General features: G+C 67.6%; 26 protein-coding genes and 2 pseudogenes. 16 read left to right on the top strand and 12 right to left on the bottom strand.

Features of this window, described 5'->3' with window-relative positions; all coding sequences use genetic code 11:
* Positions 1 to 180 precede the first annotated feature (180 nt).
* Both ACN28I_RS38805 and ACN28I_RS38800 read left to right on the top strand, forming a co-directional pair.
* Positions 181 to 804 carry a response regulator gene (locus ACN28I_RS38805; protein ID WP_420946929.1) on the top strand — a complete coding sequence of 208 codons (624 nt, stop codon included), beginning with the start codon at positions 181 to 183 and terminating at the stop codon, positions 802 to 804.
* Between the two features lie 93 nt (positions 805 to 897).
* Positions 898 to 1,650, top strand: a complete 753-nt coding sequence (locus ACN28I_RS38800) for an SH3 domain-containing protein (RefSeq protein WP_420946928.1) — start codon at positions 898 to 900, stop codon at positions 1,648 to 1,650.
* Between the two features lie 70 nt (positions 1,651 to 1,720).
* Here the strand turns inward: ACN28I_RS38800 and ACN28I_RS38795 are convergent, their stop codons facing one another.
* On the bottom strand, positions 1,721 to 2,455 hold the full coding sequence (locus ACN28I_RS38795; protein WP_420946927.1) for an Imm52 family immunity protein: 735 nt from the start codon (positions 2,453 to 2,455) through the stop codon (positions 1,721 to 1,723).
* 12 nt (positions 2,456 to 2,467) lie between these two features.
* A complete protein-coding gene (locus ACN28I_RS38790; protein ID WP_420946926.1) occupies positions 2,468 to 3,889 on the bottom strand; it encodes a Tox-REase-5 domain-containing protein in 1,422 nt (473 codons plus the stop codon).
* A gap of 782 nt (positions 3,890 to 4,671) precedes the next feature.
* On the opposite strand from ACN28I_RS38790, the gene ACN28I_RS38785 reads away from it, so the two are divergent.
* Positions 4,672 to 5,649 carry a hypothetical protein gene (locus ACN28I_RS38785; protein WP_420946925.1) on the top strand — a complete coding sequence of 326 codons (978 nt, stop codon included), beginning with the start codon at positions 4,672 to 4,674 and terminating at the stop codon, positions 5,647 to 5,649.
* A gap of 94 nt (positions 5,650 to 5,743) precedes the next feature.
* Here ACN28I_RS38785 and ACN28I_RS38780 read toward each other — a convergent pair whose 3' ends face one another.
* Complete coding sequence (locus ACN28I_RS38780) at positions 5,744 to 6,040, bottom strand: hypothetical protein (RefSeq protein WP_420946924.1); 297 nt, start codon at positions 6,038 to 6,040, stop codon at positions 5,744 to 5,746.
* 100 nt (positions 6,041 to 6,140) lie between these two features.
* Here ACN28I_RS38780 and ACN28I_RS38775 point away from each other — a divergent pair, with 100 nt between their 5' ends.
* On the top strand, positions 6,141 to 6,647 hold the full coding sequence (locus tag ACN28I_RS38775) for a hypothetical protein (RefSeq protein ID WP_420946923.1): 507 nt from the start codon (positions 6,141 to 6,143) through the stop codon (positions 6,645 to 6,647).
* Positions 6,648 to 6,933: 286 nt separating this feature from the next.
* Entirely contained in the window at positions 6,934 to 7,320 is a 387-nt protein-coding gene (locus ACN28I_RS38770; RefSeq protein ID WP_420946922.1) for a VOC family protein, read from the top strand.
* Between the two features lie 71 nt (positions 7,321 to 7,391).
* Here ACN28I_RS38770 and ACN28I_RS38765 read toward each other — a convergent pair whose 3' ends face one another.
* From ACN28I_RS38765 to ACN28I_RS38755, 3 genes and pseudogenes are all read right to left on the bottom strand, one after another.
* A complete protein-coding gene (locus ACN28I_RS38765) occupies positions 7,392 to 8,180 on the bottom strand; it encodes a hypothetical protein (protein ID WP_420946921.1) in 789 nt (262 codons plus the stop codon).
* A gap of 150 nt (positions 8,181 to 8,330) precedes the next feature.
* Positions 8,331 to 9,278 carry a toxin-antitoxin system YwqK family antitoxin gene (locus ACN28I_RS38760; RefSeq protein ID WP_420948913.1) on the bottom strand — a complete coding sequence of 316 codons (948 nt, stop codon included), beginning with the start codon at positions 9,276 to 9,278 and terminating at the stop codon, positions 8,331 to 8,333.
* 102 nt (positions 9,279 to 9,380) lie between these two features.
* Positions 9,381 to 9,476: pseudogene (locus ACN28I_RS38755) on the bottom strand (mononuclear molybdenum enzyme YedY); the annotation flags it as partial.
* A gap of 163 nt (positions 9,477 to 9,639) precedes the next feature.
* Here ACN28I_RS38755 and ACN28I_RS38750 point away from each other — a divergent pair.
* The 3 genes and pseudogenes from ACN28I_RS38750 to ACN28I_RS38740 all read left to right on the top strand — a co-directional run.
* A complete protein-coding gene (locus ACN28I_RS38750) occupies positions 9,640 to 10,605 on the top strand; it encodes an HNH endonuclease (RefSeq protein WP_420946920.1) in 966 nt (321 codons plus the stop codon).
* A complete protein-coding gene (locus tag ACN28I_RS38745; RefSeq protein WP_420946919.1) occupies positions 10,605 to 11,051 on the top strand; it encodes an SMI1/KNR4 family protein in 447 nt (148 codons plus the stop codon). Before ACN28I_RS38750 ends, ACN28I_RS38745 begins: the two co-directional genes overlap by 1 nt.
* Before the next feature lie 162 nt (positions 11,052 to 11,213).
* A pseudogene (locus ACN28I_RS38740) lies at positions 11,214 to 11,422 on the top strand (transposase); the annotation flags it as partial.
* 123 nt (positions 11,423 to 11,545) lie between these two features.
* Here ACN28I_RS38740 and ACN28I_RS38735 read toward each other — a convergent pair.
* From ACN28I_RS38735 to ACN28I_RS38720, 4 genes are all read right to left on the bottom strand, one after another.
* Positions 11,546 to 12,169 (bottom strand): sulfite oxidase heme-binding subunit YedZ, encoded by a 624-nt coding sequence (locus tag ACN28I_RS38735; protein WP_420946918.1) that lies wholly within the window; start codon positions 12,167 to 12,169, stop codon positions 11,546 to 11,548.
* 5 nt (positions 12,170 to 12,174) lie between these two features.
* Positions 12,175 to 13,161 carry a protein-methionine-sulfoxide reductase catalytic subunit MsrP gene (gene msrP / locus ACN28I_RS38730; RefSeq protein ID WP_420946917.1) on the bottom strand — a complete coding sequence of 329 codons (987 nt, stop codon included), beginning with the start codon at positions 13,159 to 13,161 and terminating at the stop codon, positions 12,175 to 12,177.
* 33 nt (positions 13,162 to 13,194) lie between these two features.
* Positions 13,195 to 13,932, bottom strand: coding sequence for a fatty acid desaturase (locus ACN28I_RS38725; RefSeq protein ID WP_420946916.1), 738 nt, complete (start codon positions 13,930 to 13,932; stop codon positions 13,195 to 13,197).
* A gap of 74 nt (positions 13,933 to 14,006) precedes the next feature.
* The gene (locus ACN28I_RS38720; RefSeq protein WP_420946915.1) at positions 14,007 to 15,719 is read right to left on the bottom strand and encodes a dipeptidyl-peptidase 3 family protein; all 1,713 of its coding nucleotides are present in this window, start codon (positions 15,717 to 15,719) and stop codon (positions 14,007 to 14,009) included.
* Between the two features lie 266 nt (positions 15,720 to 15,985).
* Here ACN28I_RS38720 and ACN28I_RS38715 point away from each other — a divergent pair, with 266 nt between their 5' ends.
* Together ACN28I_RS38715 and ACN28I_RS38710 are read left to right on the top strand one after the other, a co-directional pair.
* Entirely contained in the window at positions 15,986 to 16,468 is a 483-nt protein-coding gene (locus ACN28I_RS38715) for a hypothetical protein (protein WP_420946914.1), read from the top strand.
* Between the two features lie 36 nt (positions 16,469 to 16,504).
* Positions 16,505 to 16,906 carry a hypothetical protein gene (locus ACN28I_RS38710; RefSeq protein ID WP_420946913.1) on the top strand — a complete coding sequence of 134 codons (402 nt, stop codon included), beginning with the start codon at positions 16,505 to 16,507 and terminating at the stop codon, positions 16,904 to 16,906.
* A gap of 321 nt (positions 16,907 to 17,227) precedes the next feature.
* Here ACN28I_RS38710 and ACN28I_RS38705 read toward each other — a convergent pair whose 3' ends face one another.
* On the bottom strand, positions 17,228 to 17,821 hold the full coding sequence (locus ACN28I_RS38705) for a CPBP family intramembrane glutamic endopeptidase (protein WP_420946912.1): 594 nt from the start codon (positions 17,819 to 17,821) through the stop codon (positions 17,228 to 17,230).
* A 64-nt stretch (positions 17,822 to 17,885) separates the two neighbouring features.
* Positions 17,886 to 19,136, bottom strand: a complete 1,251-nt coding sequence (locus ACN28I_RS38700; RefSeq protein WP_420946911.1) for an NAD(P)/FAD-dependent oxidoreductase — start codon at positions 19,134 to 19,136, stop codon at positions 17,886 to 17,888.
* 202 nt (positions 19,137 to 19,338) lie between these two features.
* On the opposite strand from ACN28I_RS38700, the gene trpD reads away from it, so the two are divergent.
* The 6 genes from trpD (at position 19,339) to ACN28I_RS38670 (ending at position 26,678) form a co-directional block, all read left to right on the top strand.
* Positions 19,339 to 20,355 (top strand): anthranilate phosphoribosyltransferase, encoded by a 1,017-nt coding sequence (gene trpD, locus ACN28I_RS38695; protein WP_420946910.1) that lies wholly within the window; start codon positions 19,339 to 19,341, stop codon positions 20,353 to 20,355.
* A gap of 75 nt (positions 20,356 to 20,430) precedes the next feature.
* Entirely contained in the window at positions 20,431 to 21,141 is a 711-nt protein-coding gene (locus ACN28I_RS38690; RefSeq protein ID WP_420946909.1) for an indole-3-glycerol phosphate synthase TrpC, read from the top strand.
* Positions 21,138 to 21,773, top strand: a complete 636-nt coding sequence (locus ACN28I_RS38685) for a phosphoribosylanthranilate isomerase (RefSeq protein WP_420946908.1) — start codon at positions 21,138 to 21,140, stop codon at positions 21,771 to 21,773. The genes ACN28I_RS38690 and ACN28I_RS38685 overlap by 4 nt, the downstream gene beginning before the upstream one ends.
* 8 nt (positions 21,774 to 21,781) lie before the next feature.
* Positions 21,782 to 22,987: a tryptophan synthase subunit beta gene (gene trpB / locus ACN28I_RS38680; protein ID WP_420946907.1), complete on the top strand. Its 1,206-nt coding sequence runs from the start codon at positions 21,782 to 21,784 to the stop codon at positions 22,985 to 22,987.
* Positions 22,984 to 23,775, top strand: coding sequence for a tryptophan synthase subunit alpha (gene trpA, locus ACN28I_RS38675; protein WP_420946906.1), 792 nt, complete (start codon positions 22,984 to 22,986; stop codon positions 23,773 to 23,775). Before trpB ends, trpA begins: the two co-directional genes overlap by 4 nt.
* 164 nt (positions 23,776 to 23,939) lie before the next feature.
* The gene (locus ACN28I_RS38670; protein ID WP_420946905.1) at positions 23,940 to 26,678 is read left to right on the top strand and encodes a hypothetical protein; all 2,739 of its coding nucleotides are present in this window, start codon (positions 23,940 to 23,942) and stop codon (positions 26,676 to 26,678) included.
* Positions 26,679 to 26,702 lie beyond the last annotated feature (24 nt).

Below are 26,702 nucleotides of genomic sequence, written 5' to 3'. Positions count from 1 at the left end.
CTTCGGTGGAGAGCCAGTCGTTCGTCCTCGACGTGCCGTGAAAAAGGCTCATCCGAGCAGCGCGAAAAACTCCGGGGCCGGACGGCGGGCCGCTTTGACTTCGAGCTGTCGGTCGGCCAACATACAGTAGGAATTCCCGGACAGGGATGTGGAGGGGGGACAGTGCAGGGAGACTCTCCAATGAAGCCGGCAACCGTTGTGCCCGAAGCAGCGGCGACCTCGTCGCCCCGTCCGACGACGGCTCCCACCGAGCCGGCGAGGACCGCTGCTGTCTCCGCCGGGCCGGTGCGGACCCCAGCGTCACCCTCCGAGCCGGCGCGTCCCTTCGGCGTGCTCAACGCCGAGACGGCCAAGGCCTTCGCGGCCGCGAAGGATCCCGAGACGCGGCCCTTCGCCCGTCCGGAGCCCGGCGTGCAGCCGCAGCGCGTGCTGCTGGTGGATGACAGCCGCTCCATCCGGACGCTGCTGAAGATCTACCTGATGGCGCGCTCCTTCGAGTACATCGAGGCCGAGTCGGCCGAAGCGGGCTTGAAGGTGCTGGAGACGCAGCCGGTGGACCTCATCCTCACCGACTTCCACATGGACGGGATGAACGGCGCGGACTTCGCGGCGACGGTGCGGGCCAGCCGCGACGTGAAGGTGGCGAAGATTCCCATCCTGATGATGACGGGTGACGCGAACGCCGCCGAGGTGCGCAACAAGGGCCAGAAGGCGGGCATCAACGCCTTCGTGCGCAAGCCGGTGAGCTGCGCCCAGCTCATGACGCTGGTGGACACCATCCTGCCGCCGCCCAGGAAGGGCTGAGCGGCCGGGCCCGGAGGAGCGCGTTCCGCACCCCGGGTCGCTTGGATTGGCGGTGGACAGCCACGTAGAAGGCCCTCCTCACCCGGAGGACCCATGCGTTCGCTGTGCACCGCTCTCTTCCTCAGTCTCATGCTGGCCACCGCCGCCCACGCCGCGCCCGCGGTGGTGAAGGTGTTCGAGGCCAAGGCCCACGCCCAACCCGATGTGACGTCTCCCGTGCTCCACACCTTCGTGGAGAAGGCGGAGGTGTCCGTGTCCGAGGAGGCCGAAGCGGGCTGGCGCCGGGTGCGGCTGCCCGACGGGAACGTGGGCTACATCCAGGAGAGCGCGCTGCGGCTCGTGACGGCGGAGGCCGCTCCTCCCGCCGCGCCGGCCCCGGCCCCGGCGGCTCCCCCGGCGGCGGCGCAGGCTCCGGCGGCGGATCGCCCGGAGCGTGAGGCCACCGCGCCCGCGCCGAAGATCTACGTGAAGGACCTGGAGCACCTGGCGGAGCTGGTCAAGGAGGACCCGCTCGTGGGCCCCAAGGCGCAGCAGTTGGCCGAGCGCAGGAAGGCCGGCCTCGCCTTGGGCATCGCGGGCGTCGCGGTGGGCGTGGTCCTCACCGTGGTCGGCATCAGTTCCAGGAGCACGGAGGACTGCGAAAGGCCCGGTGGCTCGTTCTGCGTGCCGAAGCCCAACTTCGGAATGATGTACGGCGGCCTGGGCGTCGCGGCGGGCAGCGGGCTGATCTCCTACGCGATCATGCCCAAGTCCGGGGACCTGCTCGACGTCATCAACGAGTGGAACACGCGCCACCCGGCCAACCCGTTCGAGCTCACGGGCGCTGGCGCTCCAGCGAGCCGCTGAGGGCTACACGGAGCGGGCGGGGGCCGGGGCTGAGGCGCGAGCCCGGCGCTTGCGCACGGCCTGATGCCGATCACGCCTTCCGCCTAGAAGCCGGCTGGACCATCAAACGGAACAGCCCCCGCTCCTCCAGCGTCCTCTGCGTTCGCCAAGCGAGCGCGACGTGCTCCGGATTGCTCGGGGTGAGTCGCTCGGACGTGAGGGTGACGAGCGTTCCCTTGTCGCCCACAGGCTCGACGCACACGGGCTCCGGCAGCGCCGGCACCTCGCCCCGGTCCCGCGAGAAATACGTCATCCAGCCCACGAAACAGCCGAGCTGGCTACCGCCGGAGAGCTCGTCCCACAGTCCGTCCGCCGTCGCCACCGCCCATTCCGGCTCCCAGGCCATCGCCATGGCACGCATGGCGCCAGCGACAATAGGTGCCTTGACCAGGCGCTCGTGCCCCAGAGCCTCCTTCGGAAGGGAGAGCCAGAGGAAGTTCAGCGAAAACTCTGCCTTCGACCCACAGGTGAGCGTGACCCCTCCACCCTGGCCCTGCTCCACGTGTCCTGTCCAGGCGCCGAACGCAAACCCGTCATCCAGAATCTGGTACTTCTCCCGTCCGAAGAACCTTCGGAAGGTCTCGCGGGTGGGCTCAAAACCGAGCTGCAGCGCCTCCCGGGCGGAGTTGCCCTTCTCGTACCATTGGGTGAAGTCGGGATGGCACGCAGCTAGGAGGCGGAAGAACGTCTCCGCGCGCCGAGCGCATTCATCGGCCGACTCCGGCCGGCGTCCCCAATACGCTTTGATTCCGTACCTCTCGCTCATGGGCAGCACTCCTCACTTCACCGGCGGGGTGTAAACGACCTCTATAAATCCAAGGTCCGCCTCGTCGAAATGCTTCCGAAGCACGGCCACCATCCGAGGCTCGGCGACGTGCCAGCGGATCGGCCTCCCGGCCGCCATCCGGTACTGACGTGCAGCTTGCTTGAGCATGTCCTCCAGGCCACCGTAGAACTCGTGTGCAGGATTGAGGTCCTTGTCGAACCACTGCTCGTACCCGCGAGCCTTGCCCTCAAGCAGCACGCCCTCGGTCGGATCAAAACCGTCGTACTCGACGCACTTCCCATTTCGGCACACCGTGTAGCACCAGCCTTTGGGGGCGCCAGTCACCTGGGCCTGGTAGGCCCGAGACTGCTCGGACATGCTCGAGGTGTCCTCAACCCACTGCCCGGGCCCGCCAACCGGAGGCCACCCCGCACCGCCTCCTGCGCCCTGTACGCTCGTGTTGGCCATGTGCAGGACGTAGGTGGCACTCAACGCTGGCGCCGCCGCAGTAGCGACACGTCCAACGGGGACGGCCACCAGGCGCACCGCCAGGAGTCCGTCACCCGAAAGCGACAGCAGGGGCATCGTGAGGCTTCCCAGCTTGCCGCCCCAGGCCGCCACCTTCGCAGCTCCAGCCCCCGCCGTTCCCACTGTCAGCACCACGCCCGTCGCTAGCCGCGACACGGTGCGCACCTTCTCGGCGTAGGGCTTGTGGCGGAACTCCTCCCACAGTTGTGGCGAGTTCTCGTAGAGCTGCCGCACCGCGCCCGGCAGTTGCGCCAGCCCCTCGAGTGTCTCCCCCGTGTAGAAGACCAGCCGGTAGAGGCCTTCCACCATGTCTACCACTGCGAGCACCGCCCCCTCCGTCACCGCCAGCGCCGGGTTGTCGTCGGGCTCATAGAGGCCCGCTGGACGCGCGCCTCTCGGAACCTCGAGTCTCTGGTCCACCGGGAAGAGGCGCTCGCCCTCGATGGCGTAGAATGGACCCACCTCGAAGCGCCCGGCCCGTAGCGTCCCATCCTCGGCGAGCACGACCTGCCCGACCTTCTGGACCGCCACTCTCGAGGTGGCCCTCACCAGGTATCCGTCCGGACGAAGCACCAACAACCGCGAGAAGCGCCGCATCCGCGTGTGGAGCTCGTCTCTCGTCACGACCTGGCCCCCAGCGGCCACCTCCAAGAGCAGATGTGCCGCCATTCGGCGGAGCCCGAAATTGCCCAATGTCAGCGGCGTGGAGAGCAGAGGTGGCACCAGCTCCAGCGCCTGCTGAGGCGACAGCGAGCGCCCGTCCTTCGGCAACGCAGTGCTGGGGACCCCCGCCTGCGCGAGGAATCCCTGGAAGTAGTCGAGCGTCATCGGCACCCCGAACGGCCGCCCGTCGCCCACTCCATCCGGCCATCCAACGCCCTTTCCCTCCAGGTCCTCCTCGTCCACCACACTCGCACCGCGCGCCCAAGACCGCGGCCGCTCTGCCGCCACAGCTCCCTCGGCCGCGCCCACCACCGGGACACCGGCCTCGCGATCCTCGGCGTCCGCGTCAGCGCCCTCAAAGTCCTCGAAGGAGTCCCCGGTCCTCGTTGCCGACCCCGCCTGGGATTGGTCCGCGCTCTCCTGTGGCCTGGGACTCGTGCGCTGCACTCGCCACCGATGGCGCGAACCGCCAACCAGCATCCCGCCCATGGGGGAGCCCGTCGCACACGCGGTCTGCAGCCCGAGGAGCAGCAGAAGCACCACGCGCGACGCCCACCACGGCCCGCGCCGCGAGTTCCGCCGAGCCTCAAGCTGCGTACCACCGCCCTCCCCCGCTCCAGGACTTCGGTATTCGTTCGCCATGACGCTGGCCTTTCCCCCAGGAGCAACAAGCCCTGAAGGATATACGGGCTGTGCGCCAGGGCGGTGCAAAGGCCGTGCAGCCCCCTTTGGGCACACGTCTGCCCCGCCTTCCCCTGTGGCGCTCCGCACGTGCCAGCGCCTCTGTGCCTCGTCCCACGTCGTGCGACACCTGCGAAGGGACTGGACGTACGTGCCGACGGGCTTGAAGGTCGAGACACCCCGTTGAGTCGCAGGCATGCGCCCTCATCTCTGTGCTCTGTGTCCCTCACCCCCACTCAGGCCCAAAGGGTGAGTGGTCAATGAGCCAGCCCTCTGCTACATGGCGGGCTGCAGGAATAAGGGAACTCCCAGCCAACAACGAGACTTCCGTGTGACTACGCGACATGAAGCACATCCTGGACGCGGCGAATCTCCCCCTCCAGGTCGAATACTCCAGAGAAACAGGCCTATCCGCAGAGCACCCTATGAGCGGAGCAATAGGCAACGGGAATGCCATTCGGAGAGCGCTCGCCACCCTTTCCCAAATTCCGGCCTTCGCCCCCCTTGTCGCGCCGATTCTATCCCATAAAGCAATAGCATCCCAGTACAGCAACCGATTGGTTGGGCCGCGCGCCGAACTCGACCATGTGACAACCCAAATTCATGCCTTAAACAGCGCGGCATTAGCGTTTCGCGCTGCGCTCGACCACGCACTGCCCGACGAGGCCCCAACAACGCTGGCCGTCAAAATTCCGGACCCGCACTCCCTCGACAACCTGGAAGCGTTGGTTGGGGACCTTCGCCGGTTCTTTGACATCGTCTCAAAGATTGACGACGCCGACAATCCCGAGCGAGTCGAAATGAGACCTGCACTGCAGGCGTTCGACTCAGGATCGTTCTATCTTGAGTTGGCGTTTTCAACAGTGACTGCGCTCGGGGTTGTCGGCGTTATCACAAGGGCCGCATACAACGCTCTCGCAATATGGGAGCAATACAAGCAGGCGCAGGCACGAATCACGTTGACTGGCCTCGCCGTCCAGGAGATGGGATCCATCACCAAGCACAATGATGCCTTGCGGACCGCTCTCATGGAAGGCGCTGTTAATGAGTTGAAGAAAGGGCGCTTTTCAAAACTTCGAGGTGAAGGAGAGGCAGCACTGCGCGCGGCGCTCCAACAGAAAACCGAGATGTTTGAAAAGCACATTGTATTCCTCCCGCCAGCAACCGCGCCAAACGAGATTCACGCCGCGTTTCCGACCTACAAGGAAATCATGCACCTACTCTCCGGCGATCCGACAAAGCTGATAGAAGCAACCAATCAGAACAATGGTACGACTGAAAAGCCGACCGCCAAACCGCCCAAGCAGAAGGACGACGCGTAATCGTCGGAGCGCGACGTGGGTTTGCGCGCTGTACACGAAGGGCCCGAACTCCACCCCGGAGCCGGGCCCTTCGTGTTTCAGGAAATGGCGAGGGTCAGCGGGCGGCGAGCTTCGCGGCCGAGCTCGCCGCCTTCAGCTTCGTGCCCCAGCTGAACAAGCCCGAGGCCCCCGCGGCGGTGGACAGGATGCCCAGCACCACGGAGAGCGTCACGAGCTTGCCAGCCGCCAGCGCGGCGGACAGCTGCAGCATGGCCGCCGTCACCACGGTCAGGGTGATGACGACCACGTCCGAGCGCAGCCAGGGCACCCGGGAGACTCCGAAGCGCCGCACCGCGTACACCGCGCCGAGCATCAGGGCGCACGCGAGCAGTCCCCAGTTCCGGGAGGCCACGAGCGTCACCACAAGCATAAGACTAATGGAGCCCTGTAAGGGGGTGGAGGGTGCCGTACGAAGTCTCTGACACCTTTTTCGGGAGAGCGCACTGCGGCTCGTGACGGCGGAGGCCGCTCCGCCCGCCGCGCCCGCCCCGGCCCCGGCGGCTCCCCCGGCGGCGGCGCAGGCTCCGGCGGCGGATCGCCCGGAGCGTGAGGCCACCGCGCCCGCGCCGAAGATCTACGTGAAGGACCTGGAGCACCTGGCGGAGCTGGTCAAGGAGGACCCGCTCGTGGGCCCCAAGGCGCAGCAGTTGGCCGAGCGCAGGAAGGCCGGCCTCGCCTTGGGCATCGCGGGCGTCGCGGTGGGCGTGGTCCTCACCGTGGTCGGCATCAGTTCCAGGAGCACGGAGGACTGCGAAAGGCCCGGTGGCTCGTTCTGCGTGCCGAAGCCCAACTTCGGAATGATGTACGGCGGCCTGGGCGTCGCGGCGGGCAGCGGGCTGATCTCCTACGCGCTCATGCCCAAGTCCGGGGACCTGCTCGACGTCATCAACGAGTGGAACACGCGCCATCCGGCCAACCCGTTCGAGCTCACGGGCGCCGGCGCTCCAGCGAGCCGCTGAGGGCCCATGAGGCACCGCCTCCCTCGCCTGGGGGAGGCGGACCCGGTCCGCGCCACACGGAGCGGGCGGGAACCCCGCCGCGCATCACGCCGGGATGCCGGCACATCGGAGCGTTCCTGGCTCTGATGAACTCAAGTACCCTGCCGAGCGGCGCCCCCCCTCGTCAGTCCTGGAGCACCCCATGCTTCGAATCCTCAGCGGCATGCTGCTTGTCCTCGCCCTAAGCGGCTGCGCGGCGGCGCCTGCTCGCCCACCCGCCATCGCCCCGGCCTCAGGAGCCGCCCCCATGCACCTCGGCAACTTTTCCGTCAGCCTCGCCGTCAAGGACCTCGCCGCCTCCCGCGCGTTCTACGAGAAGCTCGGCTTCCGTCCCATCGGCGGTAACGAGGCCCAGAACTGGCTCATCATGCAGAACGAGACCAGCACCATCGGCCTCTTCCAAGGCATGTTCGACAAGAACCTCCTGACGTTCAACCCGGGCTGGGACCGCAACGCCCATCCACTCGCCGGCTTTGACGACGTCCGCGAGATCCAGCGGACCCTCCAGGCCCGCGGCCTCACCCTCACCTCCGCCGCCGACGAATCCTCCACCGGCCCCGCGAGCCTCATGCTCATCGATCCCGATGGCAACCCCATCCTGATTGATCAGCACGTCCCGAAGCCGGCGCGCTGAGTCCAGCGCCCTCCATCGCGGGCACCGCCGCGGCGGGAGCTGGCATCGGCCGCCCCCCGCCGCCGCGTCACTCACTGCCCGAGTGACTGGGGCGGTGGCTTCGCGCTGACGGCGGGCGTGTAGCACTCCCCCTGGTACTCGTAGAGGACGTCCGGGCAGGGGGCCTTGAGCTTGTGCGGCAACCAGCAGGCGCCGACCAACTCGACCTCGGCGTAGCGGGTGCACGGAGGGCGCTTCTGACCCTTGAAGGGCTTGCTCGGCAGCGGAGCTGCGAGCACGGGCTCCCCAGCATCCAACGTGTCCACGAGCCCCCATGGGCGGGCGGGTTGGTCCGGCGTTCCACCTGCCGTGGACTCCTCGTGGCTCATGAGGGCGGGGGGGGTGCTCGTCACGGCTTGCTGGCCACTGGACGCCTGGCGCCCCCACGCGAAGAACAGGCCGCACACCACGGCAGTGCCCGCCAACGCCAGCCCCACTCTCCACCGGAGACCCGGCTCGGAGGGGCCGGAGAGGGCGCGGGCCATGCGCCGCACTCCCGCGCGGACACCCTCCAACAGGAACACCAGCGCCTCCACCGAGTGCTTGTCGGGGCCGACGGACCAGCGAGAGTCCTCGACCTCCATGGCGATGTAGCTCGGTGTGATGGAAGAGATGATGCGCACCCGCCAGTCCTTCAACTGCGCCACGTCCTCCTCGGCGGCGGGTTTGAGCACCAGGGCCGTGGCCCCGCTCTTCTCGTGCCTGGCACGATAGAGCTCACCCGGGCTGTGCGCTGGCTGGGGCACCTGCTCCTCGAGTCGATAGGGCCCCAACTGCGTCCGCTCCTCCCAACTCCTCTCGGACTTCTTCTCTTCGTCCATGCGTGCTCCTCGCTGGCCGCTGCGCCCACCGCGGGCCCGAGACGCTTGTTCGCATGGAGCCGAGCCCTCGATCCAGGAGTTGCCCGGTGCGACCCGGACATCCTACCGCCCAGGTGCACTGGCACTCCGTTCAACGGATGCCCTCGCGACTCAAGGGGATGGGCAAGGTTGCGAGCGGCCCTCCGCGTCGTAGACGGCGACGCACTGATGCGCGGAGCCGCTCACGCTGTTGACGATGCGGCCCTCCCTCGTCTTCGCCCCGCTGGGGCTGTACTGGATCCAAGAGCCGAGGTCTCCCTTCATCGTGACCCGGGACGCGACCACGCCATTGGGGTGATAGGTCTCTTGGCGGGTGTAGACCCCGTTGACGAACTCGGCGCTCGAGACGAGCCTTCCCGAGGCATCGAACTCCTTCCGTGTCCCGTGACGCTTGTCATCGACGTAGGGGGTCTCGAACCGGGTATCCCTCAGCCACTCGGTGACGACGCCGGAGAGCTTGCCGTCGCGATACGTGCCACTCCACACGACCTTGCCATGCACGTCGTAGTTCCGGGCGGGGCCGTCCAGCACACCATTCCCGCGCGTGTTCTCGGAAGAGAGGAACCCGTTGTTGCCGCACGCGGAACGAACACCGGTTCCATCGGGGAGCTTCAGGTCCATCGGGTCGGGGACATAGCCGGCGCGCCCGCCGGCAAGACAGGTTGGGACCTGGCCCTTCGGGGGCGGTGGCAGCATCACGTCCAGGCAGTGCTTCTCCGAGACACTGACGTGCTGGCACTCCGAATGGCCCTGGACGGTGGCCATCGCGAAGTAGTCGCCCTCGGCGAGGCCCAGTGACACCCTCTCCCCCGTGGGAACGAGCGTCAGCGATTGCTGGGCACGCTTCGGGACGGAGACAGGCTGCCAGGTGCCGCGCTCGTCCAGCCGCCAGAGCTGGCGCAACTGGTACGTCACCGGCGAGCCGACCCAGGTGTATACCGAGCCGTTCTTCGCATAGTACACGGCCCGCTGGTACTGCCGCGCCGGCTCGCCCGCGGAGCAGCTCGTGCTGCAAGCAACGGCAATCCCCACGGCGACGGCGAGTGCCCGTCTGTGCATGGAATTCATCAGAGCACGCGGGGGCGGAGCCAGGGAAGATCCAGCCCCCGGCCAGGAGGGCTGAGCGGCCGGCCCCCTCAGGTGGCCGAGACCGGGGGGGGCCGCGGACCGCGCCCGCCGCTCGTTGAAGGGCAGCGTGGGGCGGCGGCGCAGTTCGCCGATGCGGCGCTCGGAGGCCTGGCTCCAGCGCGGGTGCTCTTCGTCTTGAACTCCGGGAGCGCGTCCCCTGGAGGCCCATCTCCAGTTCCACCGTCTCGAACGGAATCCCGAGGCGGTGCAGCAGGAGGCGGACCTTGCTTGTAGCCCAGGTATTGCTCGCAGTGCTCGGTCCTGACAGGCTCCCGAGCTCCAGGAGCCCTTCATGCGCAATGGGTACATGCTGGCAGCGCTGCTTGTCACGCTTTTCATCCTGGCCTGCGGAGGAGGTGCGCCGTACCGCAAGCCGCCCTCCGCGGAACAAGGGGGCCCCAGCGGCAGTGCGATGAGCTCGACCCCGCAGGTCCTGGCGGAAGAGGAGGAGTGGAGCGCTGTTGTCTATGTTATCGCGGACGGCCTGGACGGTATTCCAGGGCCTGCTGGCATATTTTCTGGTGATGGGGACGTCGATGCGGGCGGCGAAGCTCCAGAGCCAGAACCTGCATTCTCATGGCATCAAGATGGCGAGGCCACTCACTGTTATCAAACCTCTGATGGTGATGCATATTACTGTTGTCGCTACCAATTGGCGACTGATGTCTCCATTGGAGGAAGGGGAAGGATCCTAAAAAGGCTATTCGAAAAGGTCTTTGATAGACTCTCCAAATCGCGACAAACAGCCCGGACGCCTGCCCCAACAAGGCACCTGTTGGGTTCTGTCGAAGCCTGGCGCAAGCCCATGCTCGCGCCCGATAAGCGAATCTACCCCTACCGCAAGACCCGGGATTCCGCTTCTCCCATCCCAAACCTCGGACTCAATCGCGCCGGGAAGACGATCTCGGATGGCAGGCACACCATCAGCTTCGACACCAATGGATTTCCCAGGTTCAATACCAGGTTCGAGACTCTCCTGGATGACGTGCATATCGGAACAGGAAATCGTCAGGCTCACATCAAGGCATCCAACGAAAGCCTTGCCAGGGCCGTTCGGAAGGATCCCGGATTGGCAAAGGAGCTCGGGCTGAGCGCGGATGATGTTGCTGTACTTCCGAAATCCCATCAGGCGCCAAACGGCTACCGCTGGCATCATCATCAATACGTGGGAAGAATGCAGCTCGTCAAGTTCGAGGAGCATCGGCTCGCTACTCCTCATACAGGTGGTATGGCAATCTGGGGAGGAGGCTATCCGTAATGACTGTTCAGTGGATTCCTCGTGTCTGGAAGATTGCCCGGCATGCTACAGCTCATGAGGTGGAGGCGCTCGAGAGAGCGTGGGGCGTGGAGTTGCCCGAGGATTACAAGCGCGTTGCCATGATGCATCAGGGAATGGCACCCGAGCCATGTGTGCTCGACACGGACAGAGGCAATGTGGTGATGTCCGAGCTCCTGCTCATCAGTGAGAGCGAGGAGTTTCGAGCCTATTCCATGTCCGACACCTACAAGCTCATCCATCCCTATGTGCCTGTGGGAGTCTATCCATTTGCATCAACGGCCAATGGGGACTTTCTTTGCTTTGACTACAGGGGCTCGCCATCTGCTCCAAGAGTTGTATTCTACTTCACCGAAGCCTCGGGTGAGGAGGCCATCGAGCCGGTCGCGGAGGATTTCACCCATCTCCTTTCCAGGCTGCATGACTGACCGCTGACTTCATGCTGCTTGGGCCCCCCGCACCGCGCTGCTCCCAATCGCTGGATCGTCGAACTCGTCGCCACACAGTTCCCAGAGGCGCCTCCCCGCCGGACAGCGCCCCTTGTGAGCCTGCCCCGACTCCGTGAACACTTACCCCGCCTATTCGAGTCCATGGTGGTCGGCATGGGCCGCGCCGAGCGATGGAGCTGTACCTCACAGGGCTGCTGCTGGACGGAGAGCGCAAGAGCGTGGAGCCCATGCGCCAGTGCCTCCAGCAGTGCGTGTCGGTAGCTGACTGGAGTGATGCTGAGATGCGACGCCGGTTGGCGCTGAAGCTGGAGGCGGAGATGCCGGGACTGGAGGCCTTCGTGGTGGACGACGCGCATAGGCGGAGTGGGGCCATGTGCCATGTTGAGGGGGTGGGCTGGAGCAAAGGGGTCGCTGATGACGCGGGTGGACACCCTCCTGCCACCGGCCAGGAAGGGCTGAGCGGCCGGCCCCCCTCAGGTGGCCGAGACCGGAGCCGAGGCGCGCACCCGCCGCCTGCGCACCGCCTCGGCCCCGCGGATGGCGAAGAGCAGCAGCAGCACGCCGCCGTAGATGAGCGGCTCGGTGAGGTCCTTCTTCACGCGCCAGACGAAGTGCACCACGCCCAGCGAGGCGGCCACATACGCCAGCCGGTGCAGCCGCTGCCAGGCGGGGAAGCCCATGCGGCGCACCATGCGATTCGTACTGGTGACGGCCAGCGGCACCAGCAGCACCAGCGCCATGAAGCCCACGGTGATGAAGGGCCGCTTGGCGATGTCCTCGAGGATGACGCCGAAGGCCAGCCCCTGGTCCAGCACGGCGTAGGTGAGGAAGTGCAGCACGGCGTAGGTGAAGCCCAGCAGGCCCAGCAGCTTGCGCAGACGGATGGGCCACGTCCACCCGGACACCACCTTGAGCGGCGTGCACGCGAGCGACGCCACCAGGAGGATGAGGGCGAGCAGCCCCGTCTGGTTGAGCACGCGCTCGATGGGATTGGCGCCCAGCGTCCCCTGCGCGAACTGGAGCGCCAGGAAGACCGCCGGAAAGAGGCCTCCCACGAGGACGGCGGGCTTGAGCCAGGGGTGCGGAGGGGCGGCCATGGGCGTCAGTAGTTCTTGCGCAGGTCCATGCCCGAATAGAGGCTGGCCACCTGCTCGGCGTAGCCGTTGAAGGGCAGCGTGGGGCGGCGGCGGAACTCGCCGATGCGGCGCTCGGAGGCCTGGCTCCAGCGCGGGTGCGCCACCTCGGGATTCACGTTGGCGTAGAAGCCGTACTCACCCGCGTTGGTGCGGTTCCAGGTGGTGGGCGGCTGCTTCTCGGTGAGCGAGATGCGGACGATGGACTTGATGCCCTTGAAGCCGTACTTCCACGGCACCACCAGCCGCAGGGGCGCGCCGTTCTGGTTGGGCAGGACGCGGCCGTACATGCCCACCGCCATCAGGGTGAGCGGATGCAGGGCCTCGTCCAGGCGAAGCCCCTCGACGTAGGGCCAGTCGAGCGCGGGGTACTTCTGGCCGGGCATCTGCTCGGGGTCCTCGAGGGTGGTGAAGGCGACGTACTTCGCCTTGCCGGTGGGCTCCACGCGCCGCAGCAGGCCCGCCAGGGGGAAGCCGAGCCACGGAATCACCATGGACCAGGCCTCCACGCAGCGCATGCGGTAGACGCGCTCCTCGAGCGGGAACCAGGACTGCAGCGTGTCCATGTCCACGCGCTGCGGCTTGTGCACCTCGCCGTCGATGACGACGGTCCACGGACGGGGCTTGAGGGTGTGCGCGTTCTCGGCGGGCTCGCCCTTGTCGAGGCCGAACTCGTAGAAGTTGTTGTAGGTGGTGGCGTCCTCGTAGGAGGTGGCGCGCTCGTCGGTGTCGTACGGGCCGCGGGGCCGCACCACCTTGGGGGCCTCGCCCGGGGTGGCCAGCAGCGGGGGGCCGCCCGAGCCGGTGGGCCGGTTGCTGAGGAGCTGGAGCCCGGTCCCCACCGCGGCGGCGGTGCCGGTGAAGAGGGCGGCGCTCTTGAGGAACTCGCGCCGGCGCAGATACAGCGACTCGGAGGTGATTTCGGACCCCAGGGGCTCGGGCAGCTTCTGGCGCATGGTTCCCTTCAGTACGCCCGAACCGGAATCCAGTTACAACCGGGCCACCTCGGCGGGGGAGGACTGGCGCGCGTCCCGCAGCTTCCACAGGCGCCACCAGGGGGTGGAGGGCGACTGGTGGTGCTCCCAGTGGTAGCCGAAGAAGTAGCAGGAGAGCATGGCCCACAGGTGGTTGCGCGGCAGGGAGCGCGCGTGGTGAGGAGCCATGTCCGGGGTGTCCGGGCGCCGGTGGGGCAGGAAGGTGCCGAAGTAGAAGAGCTGCACCGTGCCGAGCAGCGCGGGCACCACCCAGAAGGCGAGAATCCGCCACTGCGCCACGCCGAGGAACAGCAACAGGTTGAACTTGGCCGCCATGACCAGGATCTGGAGCCAGGTGGTGTAGCGCACCATGAAGGTGGCGAACCACGGCCAGAAGGACTGGGTGCGGGTGGAGAAGTCCGGATCGTCCGGGCCGGTGGGGTCGGTGTGGTGGGCGCGGTGGTTGACCACCAGGCGCCGGTAGGAGAGCCCGGCGAAGAGGAAGCAGGCGGCCGTGCCCACGGCCTGATTCACCCACCGCGAGCGGCTCACCGTGCCGTGCATCGCGTCATGGCCGGTGATGAAGAGGCCGGTGCTCAAATAGGCCTGCACCGCGATGTGCAGGTACGTGAGCGGCGAGGCGAGGGTCAGCCCGGCCGCCACCAGCAGCCAGACGAGATGGCCCAGCCACGCGCCGAGCACGGTCAGCGCGATGAGCACACCCCGGGGATCTGGAGGAACGTGGTTCCGCATCCACCTCTCCTCTGCATGCCACCCGGCCCGCCGCGCACGGGAAAACGCACGCGGCGGGCGAGCGGACGGCGCTGTTACTTCCCGGCCGGGGTGGAGAAGCCGCCGAGCTCGGCGGAGAGCTTCTCGGCGGTGACGTAGCGCGGCTCGATGTCCACGGGGACCTTGCTCAGCCTGTCCAGGACGCGCTTCACCTCGGGGCGCACCACACCCATCTTCTCGAGCAGGGACTCGGCGGTGGCGCGGTTGCCGCTGGCCTGCAGCTCCATGAGCTGCTTCGTCAGGGCGTTGACGGACTCCTTGATCTTCCCGGGCACCACCGTGAACGTGCCGTCCTTGTTCACCACCACGGCGCCGGTATCGAGGAAGTGGTTGAGCTGCAGGGCGATGCCCTTGCCGTGCGCCTCGTTGATGCCGAAGCGGATGGAGCGGAACGCGGAGGCCAGGAAGGTGGTGTACATGGTGCGCTCCAGGTCCTTGGAGATGACGCCCTTGTCCACCAGGTGCTGCAGGGCCCACAGGCCGGAGATGTCCGCCTTGGCCTCCTCGATGGCGCTGGAGGACGCCTGGAGGGCCTGACGCACCGTGGTCTGCTTGCCCTCGATGGTGATGTTGTGGGGCCCCAGGCCGTGCATCAGCTCGTGCATGAGGATGTGCGTGAAGAAGGCGTCGAAGGAGACGTCCTTGCGGTCCTTGGCGGGGAGCGCCACCTGGGCGATGGGCAGCAGCACGCGCTGGAACTTGGCCTCCTGGATGTTCTTGAGCATCACGCGCTTGGTGCCCTTCTCGGCCGCCACGCGCTCGTCATTGGGCAGGTTGAAGGCCGCGGTCTGCACGCCGCGGTAGCCGTCGCCCGAGGAGAAGATGCTGTTGACCACGCGGATGGGGGCGAGCGCGCCCAGCTTCGGGTTGCGCAGCTTCGGGTCGATGGGGAGGTTGTTCTCCAGGCCCTGCAGCTCGCCGCTGAACTTCGCGAGCTTCTGCGTCTCGGCGTCGTCGCGCAGGCCGATGAAGGCCTCGAAGGCGGCCTTGTAGTTGAACCACTCGTCCTCGTAGACCTCGTAGGGCCCGACGGTGGGCTCGATGCTGGCGTCGAGCTCCATCCAGGCCACCTCGCTCGGGTAGTAGTCGTTGCTGAGGAAGGCGTCGGCACGCGTCGAGAGGAAGGCCTTGAGCGTGGGCTGGGTGGTGAGCTCGGCGGCCTCGCGCAGCAACCGGGCGGCCACGGCGAGCTCGCCCTGGTACTCGATGCTGTAGGGGACGGCGACGAACTTGCCAGCGGTGTCGCGGCGGATGGTGGTGAAGAAGCCGGTGGCCTCGCGCTGCTGGGCCTCGGGGAGGGACTTCACCCAGGCCTCGATGTCGGCCTTGGAGGCACCGGCCGGGTAGAAGTTGCCCTCGGCGGGCTTGGCGGGGACACCGGGGACGAAGGGCGCGTTGTGGTCGAGCCGGGACCAGGGGCCCTTGTTGAGGAGGAAGGAGTGCAGCCGCTCGCGGCCGAGCGGGGAGTTGTCCTTGATGAGGTCGAGCAGGAGCGTCTCGTTGCCGGCCCAGACCTGGCGCAGGAAGAGCGGGTCCATGATCTTCGCGGCCTGGACGATCTTCGCGAGGGCGCGGCGCTCGTTCTCGGGGAGCTTGGAGACATCGGCCTGGATGTCGACGGGGGCGAAGCGGGACGTCATGCGCTTGAGCTCGGCGGCATTGGGCAGACGGGAGGGGGGCTCGGCGGCGGCCGCGGAGCCCGAGAAGAGCAGCGCGGCGGTGGCGAGGGAGAGGAGTGTGCGGGTCATGGCCGCCCTTTTAACCGGCGGACACCGGGCTGGACAGCACGCACCACTCCCCTCGCCCTCCGGGAGAGGGACGGGGTGAGGGTATCGGACATCCCGGGTTGATGAAGAACACGACGCTTGCCACAACAGCCGGTACAGACGATGGTGACCAGTTCGCCAGTACGCAATTTACAGCCTTGTAAACAGGCACGTGGCCGCTAATATACTGGTTCGACGCCTTCTTACGATGCAAGTGAGCAGCAAACCGACCATTTGGCCCCAAAATCTTGAGCCCGTTCTTTACAATAGATTTTTGGAAAGATCAGTACGGCAACATGGCCAGTGTTGTCGGGCTTGTAATATCACTAGTTGGCTTTTTCATCACCATCGTTGGCGTGACCAAAGCCAAGAACTCGGCAGAGCAGGCGAAGGAGATTTCAAATAATCTTTTGCACCAACTCGGGACACGACTTTTCCTTGGAAACATTGGAGAGGCAATCCGCCTGCTTAATGATCTTCGCGCTGATTGTCGGTCCAAGTCCTGGGAAAGAGCAATCTATCACGGGGAGCATCTACAGCGACTTCTCATCTCGCTAATAGAGAGCCCCTATTTGATACAAGTCGAGCAAACGCAAATAACCTCGGCGATTGACGACTTGACTCTGCTTCTTCGCCGAATCGAGAGCGACATAGACAAATCAAAGACCACTCAATTGACAAGCGCTCACAAGCGTTTTTTTGGGATTTATCAAAATTCCTCATCCACCTAGACAGTCGCTTTAAGAATCCAGCTAACGAGACAACAGATGGCCGTCAACAGCGAGTTTTTGGGACTTCTCAAGGCGCTTCTGGAAAAAACCCAAGCCAAGAAAGTTAAATGGATCCACACGACTGAGTCGTCAGCCTACAGAATCGCACTTGGCGATGGTGTTGTGCGAATTGAGAATTCTGTAGATGAAGATGGAGATCGGTATTGCTCGGCAACCCTCCTTAATCGAAGAGGGCAGATGCTAGATGAAATCACTCAGTACACCGGCGCCAACAATCCACACTGGCCGCTTTTATATGACCTTTTCTCGGCTGCTCGTCGGTCGGCTCTAGCCGTCGATGACGTCCTGTCTTCAATGATTAAGGACCTGAGCGAAGGAAAGACCCGACCACTGCCTGAAGACGAAAAAGAAGAAGACGACGACGGCATCCCATTCTAGCCACCATCCAAAGGGGGTTTAGAGGCTTGTCAACCAATAGCTCCATGAAACCCGCCCTGAGCGATGCACAAAGCAATAGCTTAGCCTCTACTGAGCATGAGGAACCCGATCAGGCGAAGACGTCCACTGTGACAATCGACCCTGAGTCCGGATTCTGCCGCCGCAGGTTGCTTGAGCTAAATCCGTGCGCCTGGATGATCTAGGTAAACGACATCACCAAATCGCGAGAATGATGCGCCAGCAGTTCGAGTTGGAGGTTCGAAGTAAGAGACTGGGGATTGGTCTAGACCTCCCCTGGGAGAAATCGCACTGAGCCGAGCCTCAAACAGCTGGCAGCAGGATGACGATGAGCAGGTCCCACAGCGAGTGACTCACCATCGAGGCCACGAGGCTCCGTCTCCACTCCGCGAACAGCCCCCACGCGAGTGACGTGGGGAACGCGGCCAGCGCCAGCAGCGGCTCACGGAAGGCGAACAGCACGAGGCTCGACAGCACCGCGGCCACCACCGGGCCGCCAACGCGTCCGAGCCTCGGCCGCAGTGCCTGTTGCACCGCGCCGCGCCAGAACAGTTCCTCGGCCGGGGCAATCACCAGCGCCAGTGCCAGCGCCGCTCCGAGTGAGCCCGTGCCGAACGTCGCGTAGACGTGCTTCAGCGGCTCGCAGAGGACATCCGTGAAGCCGCCGCACATCGCCCACAGCACCGCCCGCGAGCCCACGTACAGCACTCCCGCCAGCGCCACGCCCCACAGCACATCCGCGCGCTTCGGCAGGAGAAGCGCTCGGCCTTCATCCCCCAGCGCCTTCCACGAGAGCACGTTCCACACCGCGCAGTAGAGCGCCGCCCAGAGGAAGAAGCGCGGCGGGTGCACGTGCACCAGCGCGGTCCACGGGAGCACCGCTACGGACGCAGCCACGAACCAACCCGGGTGACGGATACCCTCACCCCGACCCTCTCCCGGAGGGCGAGGGGATATTGACTCAGTCGAGGCCACGGTCCCTCAGGAGTGCTTCGGCCGCACGGCGTCCGGACACCATGGCTCCCTCGATGGAACCGTTCTCCCGGTAGTCCCCACACACGTACAGCCCCGGAGACAGCCGCACCTTCCGGTGGGGCTCCTCGAACGACTCGGGCGGCTGCGCCGGCACTGCATTCGGAATCGCGTACGTGCGCAGGTGCCTCCACTTCGCCACCGCATCGCCGAACCACTCCGTGAGCTGCTCGCGCACCCGCGCCTCCAGCGTCTCCGAGTCCTCCGCCGTCTCCAGCACCGACACCGACACCAGCGCCTGCCCCTCCGGCGCGTACGAGGGCGCCACCTCGCTCATCACCGCCAGGTTGTTCACCGGCCCCCTCCCCTCCCCGTTCAGCACCAGGTAGGGCCCTCGCACCGGCGGCTCCGGCGCCGCGAAGTACAGGCACGTCACCGCGTTCATCTTCCTCGGCGGCATGCCCGGCAGCAGCTCCTCCGCCGCGGTCGCGTCCGTGGCCACCACCACCGCGTCGGCCTCCTCCCTCGCTCCCGTGACCAGGCGCACCCGGTGGCCCCAGACCTCCTCCACCGGCGTGTTCAGCTTCACCACCCCGAAGGGCAGCTTCGCCGCCAACTGCTCGGAGATGGCCCCCATGCCCCGCGCCGGCACCGCCGTGGCCCCCGTGGCGAACATCCGGAACACGAACTCCAGCACGCGGCTCGAGGTGCGCAGCTCCTTCTCCAGGAAGATGCCCCCGAAGAAGGGCCGGAAGAACGTGTCCACCATCCCATCCGAGAAGCCCACGTCGCGCAGGTACACCCGCGACGGCCGCTGCCTGCGGAGGAACACGTCCTCCACCGAGCCCGCCAGCGCCTGCTGGCGCAAGTCGAGCACGAGCATCTTGTCGGCGAGCGAGCCCACCGGGTTGAAGGCGTGCGCCGCGGCCTGCAGCGGCCGGCGGAACGGATCCGCCACCTTGTGCAGCCGCCCCGCGCGCCACACCAGCGCTCCCGGGAAGAAGCGCTGGAAGTCGAGCGCCTTGTAGTCCAACCACCGTTGCGGCTCGGGGTAGGCGGTGAGGAACACCTGGAAGCCCCGGTCCAGCAGGAAGCCGTCCACCGGGTCCGTGCGCACGCGGCCTCCCACGCCGTCGCTCGCCTCCAACACCCGCACCTTCACCTTGGCTTGATGCAGCAGCCGGGCACACGTCAACCCCGCCAACCCGGCCCCCACCACGATGACGCTCGGCCTCGTCAAGGTGCACCCTCCGTAAACGCGAAATCTCCGCTCCTACATTGATTCCCACGCACCGCCCAGCGAGACTCTTCGGGAATTTTGGGAAGAAGTGGACACCTTTTCTTCCTGCGAGGCGCCCCCGGTTCTTCTTGGAAAAGGCAGCGCCTCGAACCGGCCGCCCCTCAATCCGGCGGCGGACCACTTCGGAGATCCGGGTAGGCACATGACGCTCAAGGAAGCGCTGGGCAGGGTGGTGGGTCGGCGCGACCTGACCCGCGAGGAGATGGCCCGCATCATGGGGCAGATGCTCGCGGGAGAGGCGACGCCCGCGCAGGTGGGTGCGTTCGCGGTCGCGCTGCGGATGAAGGGTGAGACCGAGGAGGAGATCCTCGGGGCGGCGGAGGCCATGCGCGCCTGCGCCACGCGCATCCACCCCAGGGCCGAGGTGGTGTTGGACACCTGCGGCACGGGCGGAGACGGAGCGCACACCTTCAACATCTCCACCGCCGTGGCCTTCGTGGCCGCGGGCGCGGGAGTGACGGTGGCCAAGCACGGCAACCGGGCGGTGTCCTCGCGCTGTGGCAGCTCGGACGTGCTGGCGGCGCTGGGCGTGCCCATGGACCGGGCGCACGAGCAGGTGACGCGCGACGTCGACGAGCACGGCGTGGGTTTCCTCTTCGCCCCCTCGCACCACAGCGCCCTGCGCCACGTGGCGCCCGCGCGGCGCGAGATTGGCCTGCACACCCTCTTCAACCTGCTCGGACCCCTGACGAACCCGGCGGGCGCGCGCTACCAGTTGCTCGGCACCTTCGCGGGCGAGCGGCTGGAGCAGACGGCCCGGGTGCTGTCCAAGCTGGGCAGCAAGCGGGCGTGGGTGGTGCACGGCCGGGACGGGCTCGACGAGCTCTCCCCGTGCACGACCTCGGACGTGGCCGAGCTGCGCGAGGACGGCTCCGTGCGAACCTTCTCCCTCAACCCGGAGGACGCGGGGCTGGAGCGCGTGCCGCCCGAGGCCATCGCCGGCGGGGACGTGGAGGAGAACGCCCGGCGCCTCAAGACGCTGCTGGCCGGTGAGCGCTCCGGCGTGCGCACGGCGGTGCTGCTCAACGCGGCGGCCGCGCTGGTGGTGGTGGGCAAGGCCAAGGACCTCAAGGAAGGCGTGCTGCGGGCGGTGGAGTCCATCGACTCCGGCGCCGCGGCGGCCAAGCTGCAGGCCCTGGTGAACGGAGGCGCCTCATGAGCGCGCCCGAGCCGGACAAGCTGCTCGCCATCTTCGAGCGCAAGCGCCGGGAAGCTCGCCGCGCGCAAGCCGCTGGTGGCCCGCACGCCCCGCCCGCCCTCGCGCGACTTCGCGGCCGCGCTCACCCGGCACCGGGCCGGGCTGCCCGTCAACGTCATCGCCGAGGTGAAGCGCCGCAGCCCCTCGGGTGGCGACTTCCCGCACCAGGATCTCGTCGCGGTGGCGAAGGCGTACGAGGCCGCCGGGGCGAGCGCCGTGAGTGTCCTCACGGACGACGTGGACTTCGGCGGCAGCATCGAGGATCTGCTCCAGGTGCGCGCGGCCATCTCGCTGCCGGTGCTGCGCAAGGATTTCCTGGTGGCGCCGCAGGAGGTGGAGGAGAGCGCGGCGCTCGGCGCGGACGCGGTGCTGCTCATCGCGGATGCGCTGGAGGACGGGCCGCTCGCGGAGATGGTGGCGGCGGCGAAGTCCTGCCGCGTGGCGGCGCTCGTCGAGGCCCACACGCAGGAGCACGCCGAGCGGGCGCTGAAGGCGGGCGCGGAGCTGGTGGGCATCAACAACCGGAACCTCGCCACGCTGCGCACCGACATCCATACCGCGCTGAAGGTCATCCCCACGCTGCGCAGCCGGGCCAAGGTGCTGGTGGCGGAGAGCGGCCTCAAGACGCGCGAGGACTTCGCGGCGGCGCGGGCCTCGGGAGCCGACGCCGTGCTGGTGGGCGAGTCCCTGCTGCGTGACGCGGAGCCGGGCCGTGCGCTGGCGCGGCTGCTCGCGGGGGCGGCGTGATTGCGCGGGTGAAGATCTGCGGCGTCACCCGCGTGGAGGACGCGCGGATGGCGTGGGCCGAGGGCGCGGACGCGCTCGGGCTCAACTTCTACCCGCGCTCGCCCCGGTACGTGACGCCGGAGACGGCGGCGGCCCTGGCGCGCACGCGGCCGGCCCTGGGCGCGTTGGTGGGCGTCTTCGTCAACGAGTCGCCGGACGTCATCCGCGCGCGGGTGCGTGACTGCGGGCTGACGTCGGTGCAGCTCCACGGCGACGAGCCGCCCGAGGCCTGCGCGGGCTACGGCGTGCCCGTCATCAAGGCGATGCGGGTGCGGGGCCCCGAGGACGTGGAGAAGGCGCGCACCTACGTGGGCGCGGGCGACGTGGCCACGCTGCTGCTGGACGGAGCGGCGCCGGGCTATGGGGGCGGCGGCGTGGGGTTCGACTGGTCGCTGGTGGCACGGCTCGCGGACGCGGGAGTGCCGGTGCTGGTGGCCGGTGGGCTCAACCCCAACAATGTGCGGGAAGCCGTGCGGGCCACCCGGCCCTACGGCGTGGATGTGGCGAGCGGGGTGGAAGTCAGCCCCGGCGTCAAGGATGCGGACGCGGTGCGTGCCTTCGTGCGCGCCGTGAAGACCCTGGCTTGGGAGTGATGGAGAACATGGACACGCAAACCGTCCCGGGCCGCTTCGGGCGTTATGGCGGCCGTTATGTGCCGGAGACGCTCGTGCCGGCACTGCAGGAGCTGGAACAGGCCTATGCCGAGGCCCGCGAGGACCCGGCCTTCGAGGAGCAGGTGGCGCAGGTGCTGCGCGAGTTCGTCGGGCGCGAGACGCCCCTGACGCCCGCGCGCCGGCTCACCGAGCTGTGGGGAGGCGCCGAGGTGTGGCTCAAGCGCGAGGACCTCGCGCACACGGGCGCCCACAAAATCAACAACACCATCGGCCAGGTGCTGCTCGCGAAGCGGATGGGCAAGAAGCGCGTCATCGCGGAGACGGGCGCGGGCCAGCACGGCGTGGCCACCGCCACCGCGTGTGCCCTGTTCGGCCTGACGTGCGAGGTGTACATGGGCGCGCTGGACGTGGAGCGCCAGGCGCTCAACGTCTTCCGCATGAAGGCGCTCGGGGCCACGGTGCGCCCGGTGGAGTCGGGCTCGCGCACGCTCAAGGACGCGATGAACGAGGCCATGCGCGTCTGGGTGTCGCAGGTCGAGGACACCTACTACGTCATTGGCAGCGCGGCCGGTCCGCACCCCTACCCCACCATCGTCCGGGACTTCCAGTCCGTCATCGGCCGGGAAATCCGCACGCAGTCGCTGGTGGCCTTCGGCAAGCTGCCGGACGCCATCATCGCGTGCATCGGCGGCGGCTCGAACGCCATTGGCGCCCTCCACCCCTTCCTCGGCGACACGAGCGTGCGGCTGGTGGGCGTGGAAGCCGGTGGCCACGGCCTGGACTCGGGACAGCACGGCGCGTCCCTGACGCTGGGCACCGAGGGCGTGCTGCACGGCTCGCGCTCGCTGGTGCTGCAGGACGAGCACGGGCAGATCATCGAGGCGCACTCCATCTCCGCGGGCCTGGACTACCCGGGCGTGGGGCCGGAGCTGGCGCACATGGCGAAGACGGGACGGATGGAGGTGCGCACCGCCACGGACGACGAGGCGCTGGCGGCCTTCTACCAGGTGTCCCGCACCGAGGGCATCCTGCCCGCGCTGGAGTCCTCGCACGCCTTCGCGCGCGCGGGCGAGCTGGCGCGTGAGCTGGGCAAGGGCAAGTACCTGGTCATCAACTGCTCGGGCCGCGGAGACAAGGACGTGGCCACCATCGCGGCGCGGGGCATTCCCGCCGCCATCCAGGAGAAAGCATGAGCGGCGAGATCGCGGAAGCGTTCGCCCGGGCCAAGGCCCGCGGTGAGGGCGCGCTGGTGGCGTATGCCATGGCGGGAGACCCGGATCTCGCCCGCTCGGTGGACGTGTTCGCCGCGTGCGTGGAAGGCGGCGCGGACATCCTCGAGATTGGCGTGGCGTTCAGCGATCCCATCGCCGACGGCCCGGTCATCCAGGCCGCGTCCGAGCGGGCGCTGAAGGCGGGCTCCACGCTCAAGCGGGTGCTGGACGAGGTGGTGCCGGCGGTGCGCGCGCGCTGCCCGAATACGCCGCTGGTGGTGATGACGTACGTCAACGTGGTGATGGCCCTGGGCGAGGAGCGCTACGCGAAGCTGGCCCGGGAGCGCGGGGTGTCGGGCACCATCCTGCCGGACCTGCCTCCCGAGGAGAGCGAGAGCCTCCGAGCGGCCTTCGACAAGGAGGGGTTGGAGCTCATCCCCCTGTGCGCGCCCACGACGTCGCCGTCCCGGGCGGAGAGCATCGCGAAGGACGCGCGGGGCTTCGTCTACTGCGTGTCGGTGGCGGGCGTGACGGGCATGCGCTCGGAGCTGCCGGCCAACCTGTCCGAGCGGCTGGAGATGGTGCGGCGCGTGTCGCCGGTGCCGGTGGTGGCGGGCTTCGGCATCTCCACCGCCGAGCAGGCGCGGGTGGTGGGCGCCCACGCGGATGGCGTGGTGGTGGGCAGCGCCATCGTCCGCGCGGCGCAGGCGGACGGGCCCGCCGCGGCCCGGCAGGTGTGCGCGGAGATCAAGCGCGGCCTCAAGCGCTGAGCCGTGCCCTCCCTCATCCTCCCTCTCCCGCTGGGAGAGGCCGGGGTGAGGGTCAGTGACCCTGTCGCCTCCTCCCCAGGGGGCACGGCATGGGCGGGAAAGAGGCAGGTGCAGGCCCCTCGCCCCCGTGTCCAAGGTTCAGAAGGAATGAAGAGGGGGCCGACATGGCAAGCCTGGAGGGCAACCTGGGGGGGTTTCCACGGCCTCTGCCCGAGAAGCAGCCCTACAAGTGGCAGGAACTGACCGAGCACCAGAAGCGGGTGGCCCGCTGCGTCCACGAATGGATGGTCCACTTCGTCAACGCCTCGCCCGCCAGGGTCGAGCCGCACGACCGGGGGCCGTTCTCCTGGAGCGCCGAGGAGGTCTACCGCACTCCCAACGTCGTGCTGGTCGATGGCGCCCGGGGCAGCGGCAAGACGAGCGTGCTGCTCACCCTGCTGGAACTCTGGCGCAGGCCCATCTGGGAGCGCCTGGACCTCGGCCCCTGGGGCGAGCGGCAGAAGGCGAGGGACGCCTACGCGCCGGAGAGTGACCTCTCGCCGGACAAGGGCAGGAGCCACTGGGAGGAGGAGTGGCTGGAAGAGCCTCGGTGGATTGGCTGGCAGCTCATTCCGCTGAGGCCCCTGGACCTGCACCCCCTGCCGCGGGACGTCTCGCTGTTCGCCTGGATTGCCAGCCGCCTCCTCAAGTTCGTCGAGCTGGACGAAGAGGTGGAGGGGGAGTCCGGCGACCGGGCGGAGTACATCGGCCCGTCGCTGCCCATCGCGAGCTGGAACCCGGACGTGGAGCACGAGCCGAAGTCGAAGCGGGCCTGGCGCGAGTTCATCCGGGACGCGGCGAGCGGCTGGGACAGCAACCTGGAGCAGCGCAAGGCCAGCCTGGACCCCGAGGCCTACGCGGTGGAGCTGGAGCAGGCGGAGCTGGCCCGGCACACCATCGTTGAGAGCTGGCAGCGCTTCGTGAATGCCGTGCTGGAGGACACCCGCGCCCGCTTCGGGGGGCTCGTGCGCAAGGACGCACGGCTCGTCATTCCCATCGACGACGCGGACATGAACCCGGAGCGCTGCGTCGAAGTGCTCAACGCGGTGCGCGTCCTCTGGCATCCCCGCGTCGTCTTCCTCCTCACGGGCAACAGCCGCCTGTTCATCAAGATGCTGCGGCTGCAGCAGTACGGCGCCCTGCGGGAGAAGCTCCACGCGGGCAGCCTGCAGGACATCGAAATCCAGTCCATCGAGTCCCGCCCCACGGCCCAGGAGCTCGCGGTCCAGGCCTACGACAAGGTCATCCCCCCCGGACAGCGCTTCTCCCTGGAGGATCTGCTCCCCTCGGAGCGGCTGAAATATCTCCGGCGCTTCCTCCACCTGTCGCTCAAGCCTCCCGAGGTGCGCAACCCCGAGGCCGAGGCCCGGGAGCGGGCCGAGTGGATGAGGCGTCAGAAGGAAGCCGGCGGGGCGTGCGGCCAGGAGGAGTGGGATGAGCACGTGAATCACGAGGTGGAGCGCCTGGGTGTCCCCGCGCTGAGCGAGTTGCTCCGGAAGTTCGACGTGATGCCTTTCCTTCGGGAAGGACTTCCGCTCCATCTGCGCCGCATCCGGAATCTCGCCTGGTCGATGGCCATGCGCACCCAGGAGAAGAAGCTGGAGGCGCACAGGGAGCTGGAGGAGAAGCAGCTCGAGAGGCAGCTCGACCTCATCCACATGCTCTGGTGGGACGCGGTGGAGAACTGGCCGCTCTCCCGCACCTCGGACAAGGGGCTTCGAAATGCCATCCGGCTCGAGGCCTATACGCCCAACGATGCCCGGGCGGTGGACGCCCCCCCGTTACGTCAGCTCCGGATCTCCTCGCAGGCGCCCGTGAAGTGGCATGAGTTCCCCGTCGAGCGCTTCCCTTCCCTGGACGGGCGCTTCTCGTGCGAGGTCTGCATCACCGGGCATTTCATCTGGAGGATGCGCGCGTCGGACGAGCGCGAGGCCCCTGACTATCTGACGATGCTGTTCCTGCTCGCGCTGGAGAGGGCGACGGCGGAGCAGGCCGGGTCCTCGGCCGCCGCGTTCATGCCCCGAGGGCTCCAGGCCCCCTTCGTGAGGCTCGCCCATCCCCTCGAGGCCTCGGGCCAGCACGTGGTCTTCTCCTGGCCGCTCCCGGACTGGAGCACGCTCCGGCAACTCGTGGAGTTCGAGACGCGCTGGAGCGAGCGGTGGCGGAAGGGCTGGAATGGGGAGTTGGGGCGGATGATGCTCGGGGCTTCGGCGCAGTCCGAGTCCCGGGAGCATCAGGAGGAGGCCCTGGAGCATCAGGAGGAGGAGCTCTTCAGGACGCTGGTCCAGAGCTTTCTCGCGGCCGTTCTCGACGCCCACGGGACGAGCGGCCAGGAGCAGGGGCACACGCCCCTCGCTCAGGACATCGAGCTGGAAGAGGTCGTGAAGGAGCTCACGACGGAAGTGAGGCGGCTGCTCTTCGAACCGGCGCAGGCGAGGAGCAACGGGACGGCAGGCGGCATATGGGGGCCCTCGGAGGCGGAACAGCGCAACCGGGCCCTCGCCGAGTGGTTCCTGGAGCGGGCCATCCTGCTGGCGGCCCCGGAGTCGGGCCTCCCGGAAAGGCTCGCTCGGGAGCTCCTCCTCCTCTGGATCAAGAACTCGCCCGGCCCAGGCCCGGTGGACCCGAGCCGGAAGAAGCTTCCCCCCTGGATGCGGCAGAAGGCCGAGCAGGGCCGCCTGAAGCGCGCCGGACAGGTGCTCGAAGCACTGGCGCCGGACTCCTCACCAGAGAGCCCCGAGGAGCTGCTGCGCGAGCTCGATGGGGCGTGGTGGAAGCGGCACGGGCATCTGCATCCCTGGATGAAATACGTCGAGGCGGGCATGGACATCGAGGAAGGCGACAAGACCTACTCCCTGCATTGAAGCCAGCGGGGTGAACCAGGCGGG

This window comes from Archangium gephyra (assembly GCF_049060025.1).
Lineage (GTDB): Bacteria > Myxococcota > Myxococcia > Myxococcales > Myxococcaceae > Archangium > Archangium gephyra_A.
This window is presented reverse-complemented; position numbering and strand designations above follow the sequence as displayed.